This window comes from Streptococcus parasuis, assembly GCF_021654455.1.
GTDB classification, from domain to species: domain Bacteria; phylum Bacillota; class Bacilli; order Lactobacillales; family Streptococcaceae; genus Streptococcus; species Streptococcus parasuis.
In genome coordinates this window covers 646409-667596 of sequence record NZ_AP024276.1, presented here as the reverse complement: position 1 = coordinate 667596, position 21188 = coordinate 646409, and the positions used below count along the sequence as shown (strand labels likewise).

Annotated in this window: 21 protein-coding genes; 4 read left to right on the top strand and 17 right to left on the bottom strand. The window is 40.4% G+C overall.

What is annotated here, in order from left to right:
* Window positions 1-7: 7 nt before the first annotated feature.
* From L6410_RS03350 to yycF, 11 genes are all read right to left on the bottom strand, one after another.
* On the bottom strand, window positions 8-694 hold the full coding sequence (locus tag L6410_RS03350) for a YwaF family protein (RefSeq protein WP_024396191.1): 687 nt from the start codon (window positions 692-694) through the stop codon (window positions 8-10).
* Window positions 695-780: 86 nt separating this feature from the next.
* Window positions 781-2148 carry a UDP-N-acetylmuramoyl-tripeptide--D-alanyl-D-alanine ligase gene (locus L6410_RS03345; RefSeq protein ID WP_237396044.1) on the bottom strand — a complete coding sequence of 456 codons (1368 nt, stop codon included), beginning with the start codon at window positions 2146-2148 and terminating at the stop codon, window positions 781-783.
* 54 nt (window positions 2149-2202) lie between these two features.
* Window positions 2203-2871, bottom strand: coding sequence for an ABC transporter ATP-binding protein (locus L6410_RS03340; RefSeq protein ID WP_044691987.1), 669 nt, complete (start codon window positions 2869-2871; stop codon window positions 2203-2205).
* A gap of 9 nt (window positions 2872-2880) precedes the next feature.
* Entirely contained in the window at window positions 2881-3957 is a 1077-nt protein-coding gene (locus tag L6410_RS03335; RefSeq protein ID WP_237396035.1) for an ABC transporter permease, read from the bottom strand.
* Window positions 3958-4338 (bottom strand): OsmC family protein, encoded by a 381-nt coding sequence (locus L6410_RS03330; RefSeq protein ID WP_237396026.1) that lies wholly within the window; start codon window positions 4336-4338, stop codon window positions 3958-3960.
* An 87-nt stretch (window positions 4339-4425) separates the two neighbouring features.
* Window positions 4426-5472 (bottom strand): D-alanine--D-alanine ligase, encoded by a 1047-nt coding sequence (locus L6410_RS03325; RefSeq protein ID WP_237396024.1) that lies wholly within the window; start codon window positions 5470-5472, stop codon window positions 4426-4428.
* Between the two features lie 108 nt (window positions 5473-5580).
* Entirely contained in the window at window positions 5581-6177 is a 597-nt protein-coding gene (gene recR, locus L6410_RS03320; protein ID WP_002935848.1) for a recombination mediator RecR, read from the bottom strand.
* Between the two features lie 8 nt (window positions 6178-6185).
* Window positions 6186-8219 (bottom strand): penicillin-binding protein PBP2B, encoded by a 2034-nt coding sequence (pbp2b, locus tag L6410_RS03315; RefSeq protein ID WP_237396675.1) that lies wholly within the window; start codon window positions 8217-8219, stop codon window positions 6186-6188.
* 316 nt (window positions 8220-8535) lie between these two features.
* Window positions 8536-9339 (bottom strand): MBL fold metallo-hydrolase, encoded by an 804-nt coding sequence (locus L6410_RS03310; RefSeq protein ID WP_237396021.1) that lies wholly within the window; start codon window positions 9337-9339, stop codon window positions 8536-8538.
* A 6-nt stretch (window positions 9340-9345) separates the two neighbouring features.
* Window positions 9346-10695 (bottom strand): cell wall metabolism sensor histidine kinase VicK, encoded by a 1350-nt coding sequence (gene vicK, locus L6410_RS03305; RefSeq protein WP_024391261.1) that lies wholly within the window; start codon window positions 10693-10695, stop codon window positions 9346-9348.
* Window positions 10688-11392 carry a response regulator YycF gene (yycF, locus tag L6410_RS03300; RefSeq protein WP_024396182.1) on the bottom strand — a complete coding sequence of 235 codons (705 nt, stop codon included), beginning with the start codon at window positions 11390-11392 and terminating at the stop codon, window positions 10688-10690. Before yycF ends, vicK begins: the two co-directional genes overlap by 8 nt.
* A gap of 190 nt (window positions 11393-11582) precedes the next feature.
* On the opposite strand from yycF, the gene L6410_RS03295 reads away from it, so the two are divergent.
* The 4 genes from L6410_RS03295 to L6410_RS03280 are packed head-to-tail and all read left to right on the top strand — an operon-like array spanning window position 11583 to window position 14582.
* Window positions 11583-12344, top strand: coding sequence for an amino acid ABC transporter ATP-binding protein (locus L6410_RS03295; RefSeq protein WP_237396011.1), 762 nt, complete (start codon window positions 11583-11585; stop codon window positions 12342-12344).
* Between the two features lie 9 nt (window positions 12345-12353).
* Window positions 12354-13193: a transporter substrate-binding domain-containing protein gene (locus tag L6410_RS03290; protein ID WP_237396009.1), complete on the top strand. Its 840-nt coding sequence runs from the start codon at window positions 12354-12356 to the stop codon at window positions 13191-13193.
* Between the two features lie 16 nt (window positions 13194-13209).
* Entirely contained in the window at window positions 13210-13908 is a 699-nt protein-coding gene (locus L6410_RS03285) for an amino acid ABC transporter permease (protein WP_160864593.1), read from the top strand.
* Window positions 13909-13922: 14 nt separating this feature from the next.
* The gene (locus L6410_RS03280; protein ID WP_160864594.1) at window positions 13923-14582 is read left to right on the top strand and encodes an amino acid ABC transporter permease; all 660 of its coding nucleotides are present in this window, start codon (window positions 13923-13925) and stop codon (window positions 14580-14582) included.
* A 72-nt stretch (window positions 14583-14654) separates the two neighbouring features.
* Here L6410_RS03280 and thrS read toward each other — a convergent pair whose 3' ends face one another.
* The 6 genes from thrS to ccpA form a co-directional block, all read right to left on the bottom strand.
* A complete protein-coding gene (thrS, locus tag L6410_RS03275; protein ID WP_237396007.1) occupies window positions 14655-16604 on the bottom strand; it encodes a threonine--tRNA ligase in 1950 nt (649 codons plus the stop codon).
* Window positions 16605-16617: 13 nt separating this feature from the next.
* Window positions 16618-16944, bottom strand: a complete 327-nt coding sequence (locus L6410_RS03270) for a nucleoside triphosphate pyrophosphohydrolase family protein (RefSeq protein ID WP_419580009.1) — start codon at window positions 16942-16944, stop codon at window positions 16618-16620.
* A 269-nt stretch (window positions 16945-17213) separates the two neighbouring features.
* Window positions 17214-17588 (bottom strand): hypothetical protein, encoded by a 375-nt coding sequence (locus L6410_RS03265; RefSeq protein ID WP_237396005.1) that lies wholly within the window; start codon window positions 17586-17588, stop codon window positions 17214-17216.
* Window positions 17589-17602: 14 nt separating this feature from the next.
* Window positions 17603-18916 carry a glycosyltransferase family 4 protein gene (locus tag L6410_RS03260; RefSeq protein ID WP_024391251.1) on the bottom strand — a complete coding sequence of 438 codons (1314 nt, stop codon included), beginning with the start codon at window positions 18914-18916 and terminating at the stop codon, window positions 17603-17605.
* A gap of 20 nt (window positions 18917-18936) precedes the next feature.
* Complete coding sequence (locus L6410_RS03255) at window positions 18937-19980, bottom strand: glycosyltransferase family 4 protein (protein ID WP_024396667.1); 1044 nt, start codon at window positions 19978-19980, stop codon at window positions 18937-18939.
* Window positions 19981-20096: 116 nt separating this feature from the next.
* The gene (ccpA, locus tag L6410_RS03250; RefSeq protein ID WP_237396673.1) at window positions 20097-21098 is read right to left on the bottom strand and encodes a catabolite control protein A; all 1002 of its coding nucleotides are present in this window, start codon (window positions 21096-21098) and stop codon (window positions 20097-20099) included.
* Between the last annotated feature and the right edge of the window lie 90 nt (window positions 21099-21188).

Here is a 21188-nt window from a genome sequence, read left to right as displayed (position 1 = left end):
TGGAAAATCATTCTTGTAAGATAAAAACTTCATGTTTCTTCCAATAAGACAGAAAAGCCACTTGGGTCATTTCAATAGCTAGCACCAAACCCAAGTTTACAACAAAAAAGTTCAGACTAGCTTTCTGGCTATTAACTAGGGGCAAGTGACTTAGAAAACCATAGTTTCCTCCTGTGAATATATTGACCATAAAAATCACACTATTCATCAGCAATGTCCAAGAAAGGATCTGTTTCAGAGAAAGTTTTTCAAAGGACTGCTCACCCAGCAAATATACCAAGGCATTGACAGCCAAAGCATAATGTCCAACCACATAGGTGAAAAAAGTAAGATGAGGAAAAGGGTATGGGTCAAATACTGGATGTAAAAATGCTAGTACTGAGCCAAACAGCCCTAAATAAGCAAAATAACGCTTGATTGCTCCCGGTTTTCCAAACAAAAGAACCAAAATAGCCAGACGACAATGATAAAAGGGAAGACTTTCAAATAAGGGAATAGACTGCACGATATACCAGGTATATAGACTAACAACTTGAATGGCTAGAAGAATGTAAAACAAGCCTCTAAACCATCTTTTCTGATAGAATTTCAAACTTAAAAATAGAAAACATAGTAAAAGTAGAATGAAGCCCATTTGCTCAAAACTCGATAAATCAGGGCCTTGTGAAATATGATTGGTAAAGAATTCTGTCATATTGTCCCTCCTATCTACTATCTGACCAGTATATCAAATTTGTCAAGAATTGACAAGGATAACTAAAAAATGAGAGGTATCAACTCTCATTTCTCATGTTCTAAAATATCAAGGACTTTAGCTAGCTGCATTGAGTTAGAACCCTTGAGCAATATTTGATCATTGGCCCCTAAAACTAACTGAACCTGTTTGACCAGGTCTTCAAATTGGTCTTCTTCCGCATTTTTCTTAAAGAAATAGACTTTTCCAATTGGGAACATCTGACTAGCCAACTGGGCCAGACCTTCAATATCCTGACCGTAGAAAATGACGGTGTCTAGCACATCAGGCGACAGGCTCAAAATCATCTGATTGTGGAGATCGACGGACTGGCTCCCCAGTTCTTTCATATCTGCCAAAACGGCTATTTTCTTGCCACCTTCATTGGCTGGAATGCTAGTGAAGGTTTCCAAAATCAAACGCATAGCGGTTGGGTTGGCATTGTAGACATCGCTGAGAATATCTGCTCCGTTTGCTGCCTTCTTCCACTCGGTGCGGTTGCGGGTCAAGTTCAGACCAGCTAGGGCTGACTTGATTGCCTCATCTGGCACACCCAAAGCCTTACCTACGTAGCTTGCTACCATGGCATTAGTGGCATTGTACTTACCCGTTACTGGGAGGAAAATATCGCCGTCCATAAAATTGACGGTGAAGGTCAGGCTATCTTTTGACTCGACCAGACTAGTCACCTGCAAATCAGCCTGCTCACCGAAACGAATGAGGTCTACATGGCTCGGCAAGAGCTTATCCGCAATCGGATCTGCAGGGATCAGCAATTTACTTCCTGCTGTCATTCCATCTGCAATCTGTAATTTTCCTTTGGCAATCTCTTCTCGTGAGCCGAAAAATTCCAAATGGGCTTCGCCAAATAGAGTAATAACCGACAGACTTGGTTTGGCAATTTCAGATAGGAGATGAATGTCACCCAAGTGGTCTTGGCCCATTTCCAAAACCAGTTTTTCTGTATCATCAGGCATGTGGAGGACGGTGTATGGCAGACCGATTTCGTTGTTATAGTTGCCTTGTGTTTTGTAAGTCTTGTATGTAGTTGCAAGGATATCATGAATCATATCCTTGGTGGTTGTTTTACCGTTTGAGCCTGTCACAGCAATGACTTCTACCCCTATTTTCTCTAGGTAGTAGGCCGCTAATTGTTGAAGCGCAGCCAAGCAGTCATCTACTAGGATGTGAGGAACATCAAGGCTGACTTCCGAAAGGGTTACTGCGCAGCCATTTTCAAAAGCCACAGGAATAAAGTCATGACCGTCACGCGCTCCCTTGAGGGGAACAAAAAGATCCCCTTCTGTAATCAGGCGACTGTCGAACTCCACCTTGTTGAGTGCTGTATCGGGATAAAGACTAATTTCATTTTTTGCGCCCAAGACCTGAGCGACTTCGTGTAGGGTTAATTTCATTGTTTTCTCCAATAAACTAAAAAAGAGCTTTCGCTCTTTCTATTATACCACTTTTTACCGAACTTGAGTGAGGACACCATCTTTCATCTCGTAAACCTTGTCGCATTTTTCAATCATGCGCTGGTCATGTGTTACCATGATGATGGATTTGTTCCGCTCTTTGGCTTCCTTAGCTAATAACTCAACCACTTCAAAAGCGCGATTACTATCTAGACTGGCTGTCGGTTCATCAGCTAGAATCAAGGCTGGATCGTTATAAAGTGCACGGGCAATAGCTACACGCTGCCGTTCTCCGCCTGACAAATCCTTAGGGAACTTGTTTTTGAGATGGTCCACACCCAATTCAGATAGGAGTTCGTTTCGCTTGCTCGGATCAGCTTTCTTATTGACCTTATCAACCAAGGTTAATTGTTTTTCGACTGTTAGAAATGGAATCAAATTGGAAGCCTGCAAGACAAAACCTATGTCCTTATAGCGCAATTTGGCACGTTTTTTCTCAGGTAAATCAGAATAGTCCGATTGATTGATTAAAACACGACCCGTTGTAGGTGTTTGTAAACCACCTGCCAAGGTCAAAAATGTTGACTTCCCAGACCCAGACGGTCCGATAATAGCGACAAATTCGCCTTCTTCAATGCTAAAATTTGTTGATTTAAGAGCCGTAATGGTTTGACTGCCATCTTGGAAGGTCTTACTAATATTTTCAAAAATAAGTGTTTTCATAACAACCTCCTAAGATAAATTTCGTAATGGATCTACCTTAAAGATAGAACGTACAGAGAAACTAGCACCCAATAGGGCAAACACAACCAGAGCCAAACCGATTGCAATATAGAAGGTCCAGTTATTCTCAAATGGAACAGCACTTGGCAAGACAAGGGATGACAAATAAGTCCCAGCCAATCCAAGGACTGTTCCCACACCAGCAAGTAGGAAGGTTTGCGCCAATACAGAACCTGAAATATAGCCATTTGAAAGACCTTGAATTTTCATCAAGCCAAAAATCGGAGATTTCTGTGTTGTCAAAACAAAGATAAAAATACCAATAACAATGGCTGATATGACAATCAAGAATCCTATCATAAAGCCAAAGGTCATATTTTGTGCCTTATATCCTGGTAGATTTTCAATAAAGTCTGCAATGGCAACTTTTTCCAGCTCATCTGGTAGAGAAGCGACATCTCCACGAACGACAATGGCACTGGCAAGATTACTCGTTGCAGCTTGTTGTTTATCAGCCTGCATCAATTCTGCAAATGCCGTAAAGTCCATATATACAACAGGCGCCACTCCAAAGTAGGCATTATCTGTATACCCAACAATAGTCACTTTTTCATCAGAACCTGATAGATAGATTTGATCTCCAAGCCCAAAACCTTCTACCTCTGACAAGGTTTTGTCTACAAGGACTTCTCCCGTTTTTTCATACAAACGACCTTCTACAATATTCGGCACGATAAAACTATCTGATTCAACGGCAAAGATGTTTACCTTTTCTTTTTCGTCTGAGGTGGCATTTTCATCCACATAAGCAACTCCAGCTTGTTGGCGAATCAAGGCCTTGTCACTAGCATCCACCTGATTGAGTAAGGCTATATCAATTTTGGAGGCTGTAATCAGGCGATTGCTTTCTGAATTAAGCAAGACATAATCTGCCTGCCATTTATCAACTGCTGTTCTATTTTCCTGCATGAGACCATAAGCCAAACCTGTCAGGAAAAAGACCAAGTAGGAAATCAGGATTAACAAACCTAAAATCAAGCCGTAACGCAACTTATTTTGTCGCATTTCTTCAATTGCTAAAAACATCTACTCCACACTTTCTAAGACATAAAAATTTGTCTCAAATATAATACTTTCTTTTAAAAAAGCTTTAACTTTACACTTTTGTTCAACGTATGCAAGAATCTTTTCCTGCTTTTCCGAAGAAACCTCCTCTCCGATTCCAATCAACACTTCAATGTGCTCATTATCCAAACGACTCTCCACCTGAACAGGCATGGTTTTATTGCCTTCTTGGCTGGCATAGTAGCCCTGCACACACATGGTGATACAGGCAGCTAAGCCAATATTAACTAGACTAACCGGAGTCTCACCCTTCTCCGTTACCCCAAAGGTACGAACCGGTTCGCCATAACCTTGAGAAAGAGCCTGAAACAGACCTTCCCCTTTTACTGTCGTTTGATACATAAACACCTCCAGGACTTGTTCCATTTTATTCCTTTTTGCAAACCTTTGCAAGAAAAAAGATTGGAATGATTCCAATCTTGATAATAATTAAATGAGGTGACTTTCGCGTTTCTCAAACATTTCCTTAGCCAAACGAACAAGCTCTTCAATCAAGTCTGGGTAAGCTAGGCCCATATTATCCCAAAGGAGTGGATACATAGACCACTGGGTAAAACCTGGCATGGTGTTGAGCTCGTTGAGGAAGATGTCGCCGTCTTCTGTCAAGAAGAAATCACAGCGAGAAAGTCCACAACCACCGATTGCACGAAAGGCCTTGGCAGCATTTTCTCGCATGATATCCATAATTGATTCGTCAATTTTGGCTGGGATATCCATTGTGATTTTGTTATCAATGTACTTGGCATCATAGTCATAAAAGGCAACGTCTTTGACTACTTCACCAGGAAGTGTCGTTTTCACGTCAGCATTTCCCAAAAGACCGACCTCAATCTCACGCGCGTTGACACCCTGCTCAACGAGGACACGGCTATCATACTTGAAGGCCAGATCAAGTGCCTTACGCAAGTCAGCTAAATCCTCAGCTTTTGAGATACCAACACTTGACCCCATATTAGCTGGTTTTACAAAGACTGGATAAGTCAATTTCCCTTCAATCTCTGCAATCTTATCGTTGATATTTTCGCCCTCAATAACCGCCACATAAGGCACTTGGGCAATACCAGCAGATTCTAGTACGCGCTTGGTTGTAATCTTATCCATGGCAACGCTAGAAGATAAAATATTGGTACCAACATACGGCATACGAAGCACTTCCAAGAATCCTTGTATAGATCCGTCTTCACCCATTGGGCCATGAAGAACAGGGAAAACGACTGCCTTTTCTTCATAGATATCGCTCGGACGGATTTTTTGTTCTTCAACAATTGTCGCATTTGTCATGAGTTTTTCATCAGCAGACGGTTTTTGAGAAAACTCTTGCGTCTTAATAAAGTCCCCTGTCTGGCTAATGAAATAGGTTTTGACAAAAAATTTATCATAATTGATGGCGCGCATAACGCTTTCTGCAGATAAAACAGATACTTCACGTTCTGCTGAACGTCCACCATAAAGTAAAATCAAGGTTTCTTTTGACATATTCTATCCTTCCTGTGTCAATAGTTTCTCTATTAGTATAGCATATTTTAACCACTCGAAATTGACCTAAGGTAAATTCGAATGATTATGAGTCAACCAGCCATTTGTCTACAACTCTGTTCGATTTTCAATTGCTCGCAGTAGAGTAACTTCATCGGCATATTCAATATCACTGCCTACCGCTAAGCCACGAGCTAGTCGGGTTACTTTGATTCCCGCAGGTTTGAGGACACGTGAGATATACATAGATGTAGCTTCTCCATCTGCTGTTGCATTGGTCGCCACAATAACTTCTGTAACCTCATTGTCCATCAGACGAGTGAGGAGGGTTTTCAAATTAATATCATCTGGTCCGATACCATTCATTGGCGAGATCAAACCATGCAAGACATGATAAAGACCGTGGTATTCTTGAATATTTTCCAAAGCTGTAACATCCCGACTATCCTCTACAATCAAAATTGTAGATTGATCTCTCGTTGAGTCCTGACAAATAGCACAAGGGTCTTGGTCCGTCAGATTACCACAAATCGAGCAATAAGATAAATCTCGCTTGGCTGCCAATAAATTTTTGGCGAATTCATTAACGACATCATCCTCCATACCAATTGTATAAAATGCTAGACGAGTGGCAGTTTTGATACCAATACCGGGTAATTTAGAATAACTATCAATTAGCTTTGCAATGGGTGTTGGGTAGAGCATAGGCCTCCTTAGTTCATGGGATACATTGATTGGTATAAGTTGATTATTTCACGCATAATCGTTTTTGTTGTCATAGATGATTGATTTGTTAAGTTTGGTAGCACCACCGAAACAGCAATTTGGGGATTGTCACTCGGTGCATAGGCCACTACGTTTGTATTTACTGCTGTTACGACTTCACCTGAAGGAGTTGTTGTATAAGTTTCTGCCGTACCAGTTTTCGCACTGATTGTCACACTTGCTCCTTGCCCAATTGCACTACCTGTATTAAATTGACCATTTCCATTTACCACTTGATAAAACCCTTGTCGAAGAATGGCCATTTCGTCCTCAGAGATATTTACCTGATTTAACTCTTTTCCTGAAACGGGTTCAATCAGGTCTCCAAGCCCACCTTGGTCCGTATTGCCATAAATCCCTTCAACCAAATGTGGTGAAATGCGAGTTCCTTTATTGGCAACTGTTGCCACATACTGTGCCATTTGCATTGGTGTATAGTTGTCGAACTGACCAAATGCGTTGGTAATGAAGTTCGCTGTGCTATATTCATCAGGTAAAAAACCAGTGGATTCAAGTGGAAGATCAATCCCTGTAGAAGCACCAAGACCATATTCTGCAAATGTTGACCGCAGTTTTGTCATGGCATTTGTCAAAGTTTCCCCATCATTCAAATACATATTTGCAGAATAGGTTTGCCCAAGTAGTCCTAAGGCAATCTTAACCATATAAACGTTTGATGAATACTCTAAAGCCTGAGTTGCATCAATATTAAAACTACCGTAAGCACCGTACCAAGATGTAATCGGAGCTGAACCTGCAAAATATATTGGCTCATCTAATTGTACTTGGTTGCCACTGATAACCCCATTTTCCCATCCAGAACTAATTGTAGCACCTTTGACAATTGAACCAGGTGTAAAGACACTCGTAATCGTTCCAAGAGCATCTTCGTTAATGGTACTTGAGCCTTTTTCATGACTATAACCAGACATAGCAAGCACTGCACCTGTAGAAGGATTTAATGCAACTGCATAAACACCTTCCGAATACAGTGCACTTCCCGTTGACAACTCACTCTCAAAATATTTTTTTAGAATCGCATTGACGCCATCTTGAAAGGCCAAGTCAATGGTCAACTTAATATTGTTTCCCTGTTGTCCTTCTTGAACAGTCTCAATACTTTCAACGTTACCATTTCTGTCTAAATTAATTTCTTTCTTCTCTCGTTGACCTTGCAAGACTTCTTCGTATTGTTTTTCAAGATAGGCAGTCCCCACACGGTCATTCGCAGAATACCCTTTTGACAAATAATAATCGGCATCCTCAGCTGGTAAACCTGCTTGTTCGCTTGTTACAGTACCAATAATTGAGCTAAGTGAAGTATCTAGAATACTCCGTTGCCAGTTATTTGTAGTTGAGATTCCTTCAAGTTGATCAGAATTCGCTACAATCAAAGCCACCTGCTCAGCGGCAAGGCTGTCTGTGACAAGATTGACTGTCTCAAAATAAGATGCAGCATTCATCTGCGTAAATAGTTCAATTGCTTTCAACTCTTCATCAGAGTAGTTTAACTGTTCAGGCGTTAAACTAGCAACAGCATTTGTATAGATTTCTGATTCACTTAAATAATTGCCATCTGCATCAAATCGCTGCTCTTTAGGAAGTTTATTCACCACTTCCTGGTAGACTGCTTGATCTGCCAAATAGTAGTCAGCTTTATCCCGATCTGAAACACTGACATCCGAAACTGTGACCCATTGAAGTAAATTTTTAGCAACCTGCTTCATTTCCTCAGCAGTCATTTTATTAGAGCGCGTAAAGGACACTACTTGTTGTATCTGATTTTCAACCAAAGGCTTTCCTTTAGCATCGTAAATCAGTCCTCGAACAGAACTTTTAGTGACTACTTTCTGACTAGCAGTTGCTAATTTATTACTATAAAAATCATGATTCACAATCTGCATATCTGCCAACCGGACAATCAGCACTGTAAATAATAAAATGACGACTCCAAATAAAATATTTAATCGAATTGGAATCATATTTCTTGCATTACCAGTTGATTGATGATTCTTTTTTTTCAAAAGACAAACCTCGTTCTAGAAATATTCTTCTTATTATACCACAGGCAAATCATAATTTTTAGCCTTAGCCTCCCTTTCAAGAAATATTTTCTCCATACAATAATGTTCCTCCACAATAAAATCGTCTCCAATAATAAGTCTTTTCAATCCTACTAGTAACAGTGAATAAATTTGAAAGAATAAAGCGAACTCTTGCATTTTTTCCTTCTGACACTTCATAGCAAAAAAACAAAAAAGCCGTGCGAACACGACCTTTTACGGATCTTTCTATCTATCAAATCTTGGTCAAGACAGTCGCCGTATCTGGCGAAGTATCATAAATTTGAAAATCTGTACCAACACCTAAATCAGCTTGTGCCAATTGGTTAACCATAGTCATATGTGCCAGTTCCTTGATATTATTTTCCTTTGACAAATGCCCTAGGTAAATCTTCTTGGTCCGATTTCCGAGCGAACGAATCATGGCATCTGCACCATCTTCGTTACAAAGATGCCCTTTATCCGACAAAATCCGTTGCTTCAAATTCCAAGAATAGGACCCCGAACGCAGGATTTCAACATCATGATTGGATTCAATCAAATAGGCATCTGCATTTTCCACAATACCCACCATTCGGTCACTGACATAACCAGTATCCGTCAACATAACAAAGGATTTATCATCCTTCATAAAGCGGTAGAACTGCGGACAAGCAGCATCATGACTGACACCAAATGACTCAACATCCAAGTCTCCAAAAGTCTTCATAGCACCCAATTCGAAGATATGTTTTTGAGCCACATCAATCTTGCCCAATTTGCTCTCCATAGCCTGCCAGGTCAATTCATTGGCATAAATGTCCATGCCATACTTACGTGCTAAAACACCGATACCATGGATGTGATCGCTATGTTCATGCGTTACCAGGATAGCATCAATATCCTCAGGCTTTCGATTAATTTCCGCCAAAAGACTGGTGATTTTTTTTCCCGATAAACCTGCATCCACTAAAATTTTCTTTTTATCCGTTTCCAAATAAAAACAATTTCCACTAGACCCGGATGCTAAAATACTATAATTAAAACCTGTTCCGATCATACTCTCCTATTCTTCCTCAGCAACCTCTTCCCACTCATCCAGTGCAATATCCTTACTATATGGTAAGACAATCGTAAATGTCGAACCATGTCCATACTCACTTTTAGCCCAAATGAAACCTTTATGTTGCTTTACAATCTCTTTTGCAATCGCCAAACCTAAACCAGTGCCACCTTGGGCTCTCGAACGCGCTTTATCTACTCGATAGAAACGATCAAATATTTTAGGCAAATCAGCTTTAGGAATTCCCAAACCTTCATCTGAAATAGAAATAATTAGCTGACTATCTGTCGTTTTCATACTAAAGGTAATATTTCCCCCATCTGGAGAATACTTGATAGCATTATTCAAAATATTATCCAGTACCTGCGTCATCTTATCGGTATCAATTTCAACCCAAATTGGACTAATCTGGTAATCACGAATAATAGCGTAGGTCTTACCAGCATCAGAATTCTTCATCTGATCAAAGCGATTCAAGATGAAAGTGACAAAAGCCGTAAAGTTGATTAGCTCTACATCCATCTCTCCAACCTGATTATCAATGCGAGATAAACTTAAAAGATCTGTAATCATCCGCATCATCCGGTTGGTTTCATCTAAGGATACCTTGACAAAACTTGGGGCAACCGATTCGGTCAGTGCTCCCTCATCCAAGGCTTCCAAATATGATTTAACCGAAGTCAACGGTGTACGCAATTCGTGACTGACATTAGAAACAAACAGTCTGCGCTCACGTTCCTCCTTGGCCTGCTCCGTCATATCATGTAGGACAACAACCAAACCTGATATGAGGCCACTTTCGCTCCTAATCGTTGCAAAATTAGCTCGCAAGGTCAGAAATTCTTGATTCTCATTAACTTTTTCTAAGACGATTTCAGGTGTTTGGGATAACAACTCCCGCAGACTATATTGGTCTTCAAGTTCTAGAACATCAAGTAAAAAATATTGCTCCTGTTTATGATCTTTTAACCCCAGTTGTTTCTGCGCCATATCATTGACCATGATAATTCGGCCAATACGATCTGTAGCAATGACTCCATCACTCATGTAGGAAAGAATGGAACTGAGACGGATTTTTTCTTGTTCTAGATGATCGTGCGTTAAGCGGATTACTTCTGACAAATCATTCAGTGAATTTGCCATTTCAGTAATCTCTGGACTTCCTCGCAAATCCAATACATCAGAGTAATTACCATCTATCAAGGCGCCAACCTTTTTATTGAGTAATTGTATCTGTTTATTGTCACGATAGTTTTCTATCAACAATACTGTCAACGCAATTAGAAAGCCAATCAAAATAACAACAAACCAAAATTCAGCTGTTGTAATTAGATAGCGTAATTGATTAATCATAAGCTTTTATAAAATAACCTACTCCCCTGCGTGTCAAGATATATTCCGGACGACTTGGAGTGTCTTCAATTTTTTCACGCAAGCGTCGTACTGTCACATCCACAGTACGTACATCTCCAAAATAATCGTATCCCCAAACAGTCTCAAGTAGATGCTCTCGCGTCATGACTTGCCCAATGTGCTTGGCCAAATGATACAATAATTCAAATTCACGGTGTGTTAGTTCAAGTTCTTTTCCATGTTTCTTAGCTACAAAAGCATCTGGAACAATGACCAAATCACCGATTACCAATTCTGGAGTACCAGATGATTCAACTGCTCCTTGCGTCTCAGCCAATTCACTTCGACGAAGAAGAGCTTTAACACGCGCCTGTAATTCACGGTTTGAGAATGGCTTTGTCACATAGTCATCTGCACCAATTTCAAGCCCAATAACTTTATCAAACTCACTATCTTTAGCTGACAACATTAAAATAGGAACATTACTTGTTTTTCGAATCGTCCGTGCTACTTCTAATCCATCTATTTCTGGAAGCATTAAATCTAAAATAACAATATCTGGAAACTCTGTTTCAAAAATATCAAGCGCCTCACGTCCATCAAACGCAGTGACTACCTCATATCCTTCACGTGTCATATTGAATTTAATAATATCCGAGATTGGTTTCTCATCATCAACAATTAAAATTTTCTTCATTTTTTATTACCTTTATAATCTTTTATCTATTATATCAAACTTATTTAAAAATTTCATTTTACAAGATATGCATATAATCTTATGTTATGTTTTATGACATGTCATTTATTAAATTGTCTGAATTTACTTGACATTTAATGTTTGCAATGCTATGATGCTAATACCCTATTTTTTCTTGAAGGAGATACTTATGGCATTAGTTGATTTTAAAAATGTAAATAAATACTATGGCGACTACCACGCCTTACGCAATATAAACTTGGAATTTGAACCTGGACAGGTTGTCGTATTGCTCGGACCATCTGGTTCAGGAAAATCGACCCTCATCCGAACTATCAATGGTTTAGAAGCAATTGATGAAGGTCAATTGGTCGTAAATGGTCATGATGTTTCTTCTACGTCCATCAAAGAATTAGTTGCCTTACGTAAAGAAGTCGGCATGGTCTTCCAGCATTTTAATCTCTATCCACACAAGACAGTTTTAGAAAATGTTACCCTAGCTCCGACAAAGGTCTTAGGTATTGATAAGGCAACTGCTGAAAAAACTGCTCAAAAATACCTCGAGTTTGTTAACCTTTGGGATAGAAAAGATTCCTATCCTGCTATGCTATCTGGCGGACAAAAACAACGTGTCGCAATTGCACGTGGATTGGCTATGCAACCTGAACTTTTGTTGTTTGATGAACCAACTTCTGCCCTCGATCCAGAAACCATCGGTGATGTTTTAGCGGTCATGCAAAAATTAGCGCGAGATGGGATGAACATGATTGTTGTAACGCATGAAATGGGCTTTGCACGTGAGGTTGCTGACCGTATTATCTTTATGGCTGAGGGAGAGGTTTTGGTAGACACGACCGATGTCAATGGATTCTTTGAAAACCCAACCGAGCCAAGAGCTAAGCAATTCCTCAGTAAGATCATCAACCACGAATCTGATAAGGTAAAGTTATAGGAGGTACCTATGAAAAAGAAGAATCGTACTCTCTTTCTGACATTTCCACTACTAGTCCTAGTAGCCATACTCCTATTCGTAGTTAAACAGCCCATTGCGCAAACAGATACCCCTACAGAATTATCGAACAGTGACCAAGTTCAGGCAATAATCGAGAGAGGTGTTCTCCGAGTTGGTGTCAAACAGGATGTTCCAAACTTTGGCTACAAGAACCCAGATTCTGGTGAATTTGAAGGAATGGAGATTGACATTGCTCGCAAAATCGCAGACGAATTAGGTGTAGATATTGAATTCACTCCGGTTACTGCCCAAACACGTGGACCACTTCTCGATAATGGTCAAGTAGATATGGTAATTGCTACATTTACTATTACTGATGAACGGAAACTCCTCTATAATTTCACTACTCCTTACTACACAGATGCAGTTGGTTTCTTAGTAAATAAGGATAGTGGCATAAACGATATAGAGGATTTAGATGGTAAAAACATCGGCGTTGCTCAAGGCTCCAATACCCGTACACTTATTTCTGAACTTGCTGATAAATACGGACTTGATGTTAGCTACACAGAGTTAGGTTCATATCCAGAGTTATCTGTTTCCTTACGAGCACATCGCATTGATGCTTTTTCAGTTGACCAATCCATTTTGTCCGGCTACGTAAGTTCCAAGTCTCAACTGATGGACTATAGTTTCTCCGCTTCAAACTACGGTATCGCTACTAAATTATCTAATACAGAACTTAACGACTACTTAAATAGCTTAATTGAAGAATGGACAGCTGATGGTAGTCTTCACGCCATCTATGATGCCAATGGCCTCAAACCAGTCACAGAAACTGACGAATAGAAAGGTTTTTAAATCTATGAATATGTTAACAACCAGCCCCTATGCTTGGGAAAATTGGGTCAGTTACTTCAATGATTTCCCAACCTTCTTCCAAGGATTTCTTTTTACTTTGGCGATTTCTGTCGGAGCCTTCATAATGGCCATGTTCTTGGGAATCGTCTTTGGTAGTCTTTCAGCAAGCAAAAACAAATTTCTTAAATTCATTGCACGTGTCTATGTTGAATACTATCAGAACACCCCACTTCTAGTGCAGTTTATGATTGTTTATTATGGACTTCCCCTAATTTCAAATTATGTTCTCATGCCATCCATCTACTGGACAGCTGTTATCTGCGTGGGACTCTATCATGGTGCCTATATCGCAGAGGTCATTCGTGCAGGGATTGAAGCTGTGCCAACTGGGCAAACAGAAGCCGCACTTTCACAGGGATTTACCCAGGCTGAAACCATGCGGATCATCATCTTACCACAGGCCATTCCGACCATTCTGCCACCTTTGACCAACCAAGTAGTAAACTTGATCAAAAATACTGCGACTGTTGCCATCATTTCAGGAGCAGACATTATGTTTATGACAAAATCTTGGTCCGCTATGAATGCTAACTACATCCCAGCCTTTGCTGGCGCTGCTTTTCTTTACTTCATCATGTGCTTCCCTGTTGCAAGCTGGGGACGTCGCATTGAAGAAAAGAATAAGTCTGCCTATTCACACTAATAGGAGGTTGAAAAATGAATTATATTTTAGAATTACTCAAGCCTTCAACCTTCCAACTCTTGTGGAGTGGATTGAAGTTAACACTCTATATCTCAAGCATTTCGGTAATCCTCTCCATTCTTTTTGGAATGATTCTCGCCATCATGCGCAACGGAAAAAATCCAATTTTCAAGTGGATTGCAACGATTTATATTGAATTTGTGCGTAATGTACCAAACTTGCTGTGGATTTTCACGGTTTTCTTAGTCTTCCAAATGAAATCAACTCCTGCTGGTATTACTGCCTTTACTATTTTTACCACGGCAGCCATGGCTGAGATTATCCGCGGTGGTCTCAACGCCATTGGACCTGGGCAGACCGAAGCAGGTTTGTCACAGGGCTTTACCCCAGTGCAAATCATGGTATATATTATCATGCCGCAGGCCATTCGCAAGATGTTGCCAGCCATCATCTCGCAGATTGTAACAGTCATTAAGGACACTAGTTTCCTCTACTCCGTTATCGCCCTGCAAGAACTCTTCGGTTCTAGTCAAATCCTCATGGGACGCTACTTTGAGGCAGAGCAAGTCTTTGCCCTCTATCTCATGGTCGCTTTCATCTATTTCATTATCAACTTTGCCATTTCAAGTCTGTCACGTTATGTGGCGAAGTCTTGGGCGAACAGTATAGAGTAAGATTTCTCCCAGCCAGTCGGTTGGGATTTTTTTGTTGTCAAAAAAGAAGCCCATTCGGACTTCTTGCTTTATTTATTCTTCTTCTGCTGGTCTTGACTTGCGGGCAATATCTGCTAAGATATGGTCCACAAATTCTGACACTGACTGAGTTTGCGTTGCCTTGCTTCCGTATCGACGGACGTTGACAGCATTGTCTTCCATTTCCTTGTCACCGACGATGAGCTGGTATGGAATCTTGCTGGTCTGACTCTGACGAATCTTGTACTGCATCTTCTCGTTACGTTCATCCACGTGTACGCGAACACCACGGTCTTGCAATTCTTTTGCAACCTTCCAAGCGTAATCCAAGTGAGCTTCCACAGAGATCGGAATCATGGTCACTTGGGTTGGAGCCAACCAAGTTGGGAAGGCACCCTTGTAGGTTTCAATCAAGATGGCAGTGAAGCGTTCCATAGTCGAGATAACACCACGGTGAATCATCACTGGGCGGTGCTCCTCACCGTCAGCACCAATATAGGTCAAACCAAAACGTTCTGGCAAGAGGAAGTCCAACTGAATAGTTGACAACGTTTCCTCATTTCCAAGGGCAGTCTTAACCTGAATATCCAACTTCGGACCGTAGAAGGCTGCTTCACCCTCTGCTTCAAAGTAATCCACGCCCATTTCATCCATGGCACCCTTCAACATACGCTGGGCATTTTCCCACATCTCATCGTTGTCATAGTACTTCTCTTTGTCCTCTGGATCACGATAAGATAGGCGGAAACGGTAGTCGTTTAGGTTGAAATCTGCGTACACATCGATAATCAACTGGAGAGCTTTTTTGAACTCTTCTTGGATTTGCTCAGGTGTCACGAAAATATGACCGTCGTTAAGAGTCATCTCACGTACACGCTGCAAACCAGTAAGAGCACCAGATTTTTCATAGCGGTGCATCATACCAAGCTCAGCGATACGCACTGGCAATTCGCGGTAAGAACGCACATGGTTTTTATAAACTTGAATGTGGTGCGGGCAGTTCATCGGACGAAGCACAAACTCCTCACCGTCACCCATGTCCATAGTTGGGAACATATCTTCATGGTAATGATCCCAGTGACCTGAAGTCTTATAGAGTTCAACAGAAGCCAATGGTGGCGTATATACGTGCTGGTAGCCTGAAGCCAATTCCTTGTCTGTGATGTAACGCTCCAAGGTACGACGGATAGTCGCTCCATTTGGCAACCAGAATGGCAAACCTTGACCAACCTCTTGGCTAATCATGAAAAGATCCAATTCCTTACCAAGTTTACGGTGGTCACGCTCTTTGGCCTCTTCACGCATTTGCAGGTATGCTTTGAGGTCTTTCTTGTCAAACCAAGCTGTACCATAAACACGTTGCATCATCGGATTTTGGCTCTTACCACGCCAGTATGCACCAGCCACATTGAGCAATTCAAAAATCTGGATACGACCTGTTGACGGAACGTGTGGGCCACGGCAGAGGTCAACGTATTCACCCTGAGTATAAATGGTCAAACCGCCCTCATCATCAGAGTGCTCGTGAATCAATTCCAACTTGTATGGATCATTTTTGAAAATCTCAAGAGCTTCTTCCTTGGTCACCTCACGGCGTTCGGAAGGGAAGTTTTCTTTGACAATCTTCATCATTTCTTCCTGAATGCGTGGTAGGTCTTCATTTGAAATCTGGCCAGCCACATTGTCCGTGTCATAGTAGAAACCGTCCTGAATAGCTGGACCAACCCCCAACTTGATGTCTGGGAAAAGACGACGAGCCGCTTGGGCAAACAAGTGGGCAGCTGAGTGACGCAAGATATCCAAGGCATCCTCATGATCGGGCGTTACGATTTCAAGCGAGCCGTCCTCTTCAATGGCACGAGTAGTGTCAATCAATTTACCATTGAACTTACCAGCAAGAGCCTTTTTCGCCAAAGACTTGCTGATGCTCTCTGCAATTTCAAAAGTAGTCACACCAGCTTGGTACTCACGAACAGCACCATCTGGGAAAGTAATGTTAATCATGGTTATCTCCTTATTATTTATTTTTAATCCCTAATAACTCTTCTTTTTGAGCTAAAAAGGTTTCCATTTCTTTTTGAATATCGATATCGAGGCGGTAAGCCAATGCGATCAACCACCAGATATTTTCAGCCAGTTTCTGCTCCAAGGTATAGGGCGTTTCGTCATAGTAACGACCCTGCTTGGTCATAATGAGACGATTCATATTGCCAATATCGTTAGTCAAAGCCAAGAGGTCCTCTTCAATAGACCACTCTTTGTCGTGGTGCTTGACCTCCAACTCTCTGTAAGCCTTGCGAATAGTTTTGCAACGGTCAATCGTTTCTTGTGGAATGCTGGTCAACTTCATCTCCTTATTTTGTCAAAAATGAAAATACGACGCCCTCGCAAAAGGACGTCGTAACGTGGTTCCACCTTCATTTATCTACGACAAAAAAGTGTCATAGACCTCATGTTTGGCGATAAGGGAACCACCCTTTTATGTTTGCATAAAATCATACCGAGTAGTGTCAATTCTATCCTCTATGTGCTTGCACCCACCGCACACTCTCTCAAAGATTTTCTAGAATTGATAAGTCTCTAACAGCTATTATAACAGGATTTCCTGATTTTTCAAGGATTTTTCTTCATTTTCTTCCTTTGGGTAAATAGCAGAGCTCCTATCCCATTTCCAATCAGAGCACATAAGGTGTAGACAATCTGATAAAGTAGAATCCATTCCCTAAAGAAGAAGATGGTTACAGGATATAGTAGCAATACCAAGGCAAGAAGGCTAGGAGAAAAGCCATAAAAAAATCCATAAAGAAGACCCGTTAGGAATAACACAATGGGTGTATAGAGTAATATATTCCCAACCACCAGCTCCTTAGAAAGCATGGTGTCACTAATCAGATGAAAGGCAATCAGGTAAATACCTGCATACATGAAAAGTATAATAAGCGCAACTATAGCCAGATTCTTGCAACTTTCCTTTTGTAATCTTTCCATTTGAAACCTCCAAATTAATCAAAGAAATTCCGAATAGACTTCACCTGTTCAACAGATTTTTTTAGTATCCTTGCTGTGGTATCTGTTGATTTGACTACTGCTTTACGTGGTAAATAAATGGCTTCTTTTAACAATACTTCAGCCACACTATCTTGATTTGTATGCTGTTTTCTGAAATCATATGAAATTTTCAAATCTAGATAGTATTCAAACACTCTGCGTCCGAAATTAGTCGCGGAAATTTCATATAATTTTTTTTCCAAAACATGAGGATTCATAGGAGGGGTCATAACAATTGCTTCAATAACCGCATCTGAAATTTCCTCTTCATGTAAAAATAGCGTTCCAAACATCTTATCAGTGATAACATTAGACAAATAGGGATTCGAGTGAGCGATAATGGGGGTTCCCGTTGCCAAGCTCTCTAAGAAGGTCAACCCTTGGGTTTCACTTGTTGAAGCCGAAATAAAGAAATCGGCAGCTTTATAATACAGAGCTGTATCACTTGGAGCAACCATTCCCGTCATCTGAACAGAATCTGTCAGTCCCAATTCAACAATCATATCCTGCAAAGCTGTCTCATATGGCCCACCACCAACAATAACTAGTTTTACCTTTGGATTGTCCGCCAAAATGTTCGGCATTGCTTTAATAACAGCCTGAATATTCTTTTCATGTGAGATACGAGATAGGCTGAGTAACATGGTTTCATCTGGTCCAATGCCCAGTTGTTCCCTTAATTCCTCAATGTCCGAAGGACAGATTTCAGGGCGGTCAAATTTTGCCAAGTCAATCCCTGTTGGTATGACCCTTTTTGGAATAGGAACATTGTATCGTACCAATAGTTCCTCAACAATTTCACTTGGGCAAATGACACCATCTAAATCATGCAGGAACGAGCGTGCAAAATATTTTATCATTCCAGGACGAATCAACCGTCCCTTAGCGATATAGTGTACATAATCCTCATATTGAGTATGATAGGTATGCACAACAGGAACTTGTAGTTCTTTTGCAACCATCTTACCTAGAATACCTAAGGTAAATTCTGTCTGGGTGTGAACCAAGTCCAACTTATAGCGACTAGCTATCTTTAAGGCATCTGTAAAACCAGCATAGGCTACTCGCCGGTCTTTAAATGCGAAAAACGGAACACTTGGAATACGTATAATATCCCAATCCTCGTAGCGATTGACACCCTCATCTGTTGTTGTAAAAATAAATACTGTATGACCTAATTTTTCAAGCTCAGTTTTGAGAGTTCGAATCGAAGTTGCCACACCCGAAACTTGTGGAAAATAGGTATCTGTAAATAATCCAATCCGCATGCTTTCTCCCATTTTATGTATTATGATTTAGCTAAATCAGCCTGCTCTTGGTAAAAGGCAAGCCACTTTTCAAGTAAGGCTTCCGGAGAATAATAGTTAGAAATCTCTCCCGCTTTATTTGTCAACTCAACCAGCTGATTTGGTTGACTCTGCAACGTTTCTATAGCCGTTTTCATTTCATCCATATTTTTTACTGGCAAATACATTCCCTCGAGAATAACCTTGTACAAATCAATGTCTCGCAACATGATGGCTGTACCGCAACTGGCTGCTTCTAAAATCGTCATTGGGAACAATTCGCTATAACTAGGTAAAAAGAAAACATCAGCCATGTTATACAATTTTAGCATTTCTTCTGCTTCAACTATCCCAGTGAAAACGAGATTTTTAGGAGGCTGTTCCATTAATTTTTTGTATTCTGCATGTCCATCAGTCATATTACCAAATGAAAAACCACCTGCCCAAACAAAGGTCACATCTGGACATTCTCTTGCTAATTGTGCAAAGTCGTCAATTCCTTTTCGTCTCTGCACTTGCCCTGCACCTAATACAACAAATTGCTCTGGAGAAATTGCGTAGTGTTTTCGAACATCTTGCACTTCTTCTGTTGAAAGAGGATGCCACTGATCACGATTTACAAAGTTTGGTAAATAAGTAATTTTATCACGTGAAATTCCATACTCCACCAAATCATCTATGAAACTCGGATTGACGACCACTAACTGGTCCATACGATTATAAAAGGTGATCACATACCAAGATACAAGAGGAGCAAGAAAACGTGGAATTTGTAAGCTACCTTCAAGAGTATCAGGAAGAAAATGCACATAACCAACTCGTCGCCCTGTTCTTTTCTTGAAAAATGTCGTCAAAAAAAAGATAGGATCGATGGTATGGTAATGGGTTACATCCGCCTTACCAAATAGTTTTTCTTGAATGTCTAGCTGAGTTGTTCCACGTTCTCGCAATAAGTGCATCAGTTCTCTATAGGCCCCTGATACCCCTTGTCCCTTTACTTTTTCGCTAGAACTTAACATGTTTATGACTAATTTCTTTGTACTCATATATGTATTATACACTACTTTTTCAAATAGTGAAACCGCGAACAGATAGGGAAATTCCTTACCTATTTTCTGAAAAAATAAAAAGAAGTCGACTGATTAGTTCGACTTCTGAATCCTTATTTTGTAGATTTACGTTCCTTGATACCATGATTCAAGATAACTTCGCGATTATCCAATTCTTCCTTGTGCATAATTTTTGTCAACATACGCATGGCAATTGCACCAATGTCGTAGATTGGTTGATTGATGGACGTCAGATTTGGACGAGTATATTTTGTTACCTGTGAATCATCACTTGTAATGATTTCAAATTCTTCAGGAACCTTTATACCACGATCACTAATACCATTTAACAAACCAGCAGCAATTTCATCTTCAGCAACATATGCTGCAGTTGCTCCCGCATTCAAGACACGTTCCGCCAAGGCATAGCCTTCTTCATATTTGTATTTTGATTCAAAGACAAGACCTTCATTAAACTCTAAACCACTCGCTTGAAGTCCTTCTTTGTAACCAGAAAAACGAACTTTCCCATTGATGTCATCAACCAATGGACCTGAAACAAAGGCAATCTTTTGGTTATTCTTAGCAAGTAATTTTACTGCATCACTACTTGCAGCTGCGTAGTCAATATTGACACTTGGCAATTGGTGTTCCAAATCGACAGTACCTGCTAATACAATCGGAGTGCGTGAACGCGAAAATTCTGCACGAATCTTATCTGTCAGATGATAGCCCATGAAGATAACACCATCGACTTGCTTAGAAAACAATGTATTGACTACATTAATTTCTTTCTCGTCATTTTCATCACTGTTTGCCAACACGATATTATACTTATACATATCAGCAATGTCATCAATCCCCTTAGCCAAGGTTGCAAAGTAGGCATTGGCAATATTTGGAATCACAACCCCCACAGTTGTCGTTTTTTTACTTGCCAAACCACGCGCAACAGCATTTGGGCGATAATCTAATCGATCAATCACCTCTAACACTTTTTTACGAGTATTTTCCTTGACATTTTTATTACCATTGACTACACGACTGACTGTAGCCATTGACACACCAGCTTCACGCGCAACGTCATAAATCGTCACGGTATCGTCTGTATTCATCATCTATTTATACTTCCTTTCTTAAATCAAATTTCTATGAAAATTACGCTTTCACTCAATCATAGTGTATCATTTTTTGAAACCACTTTC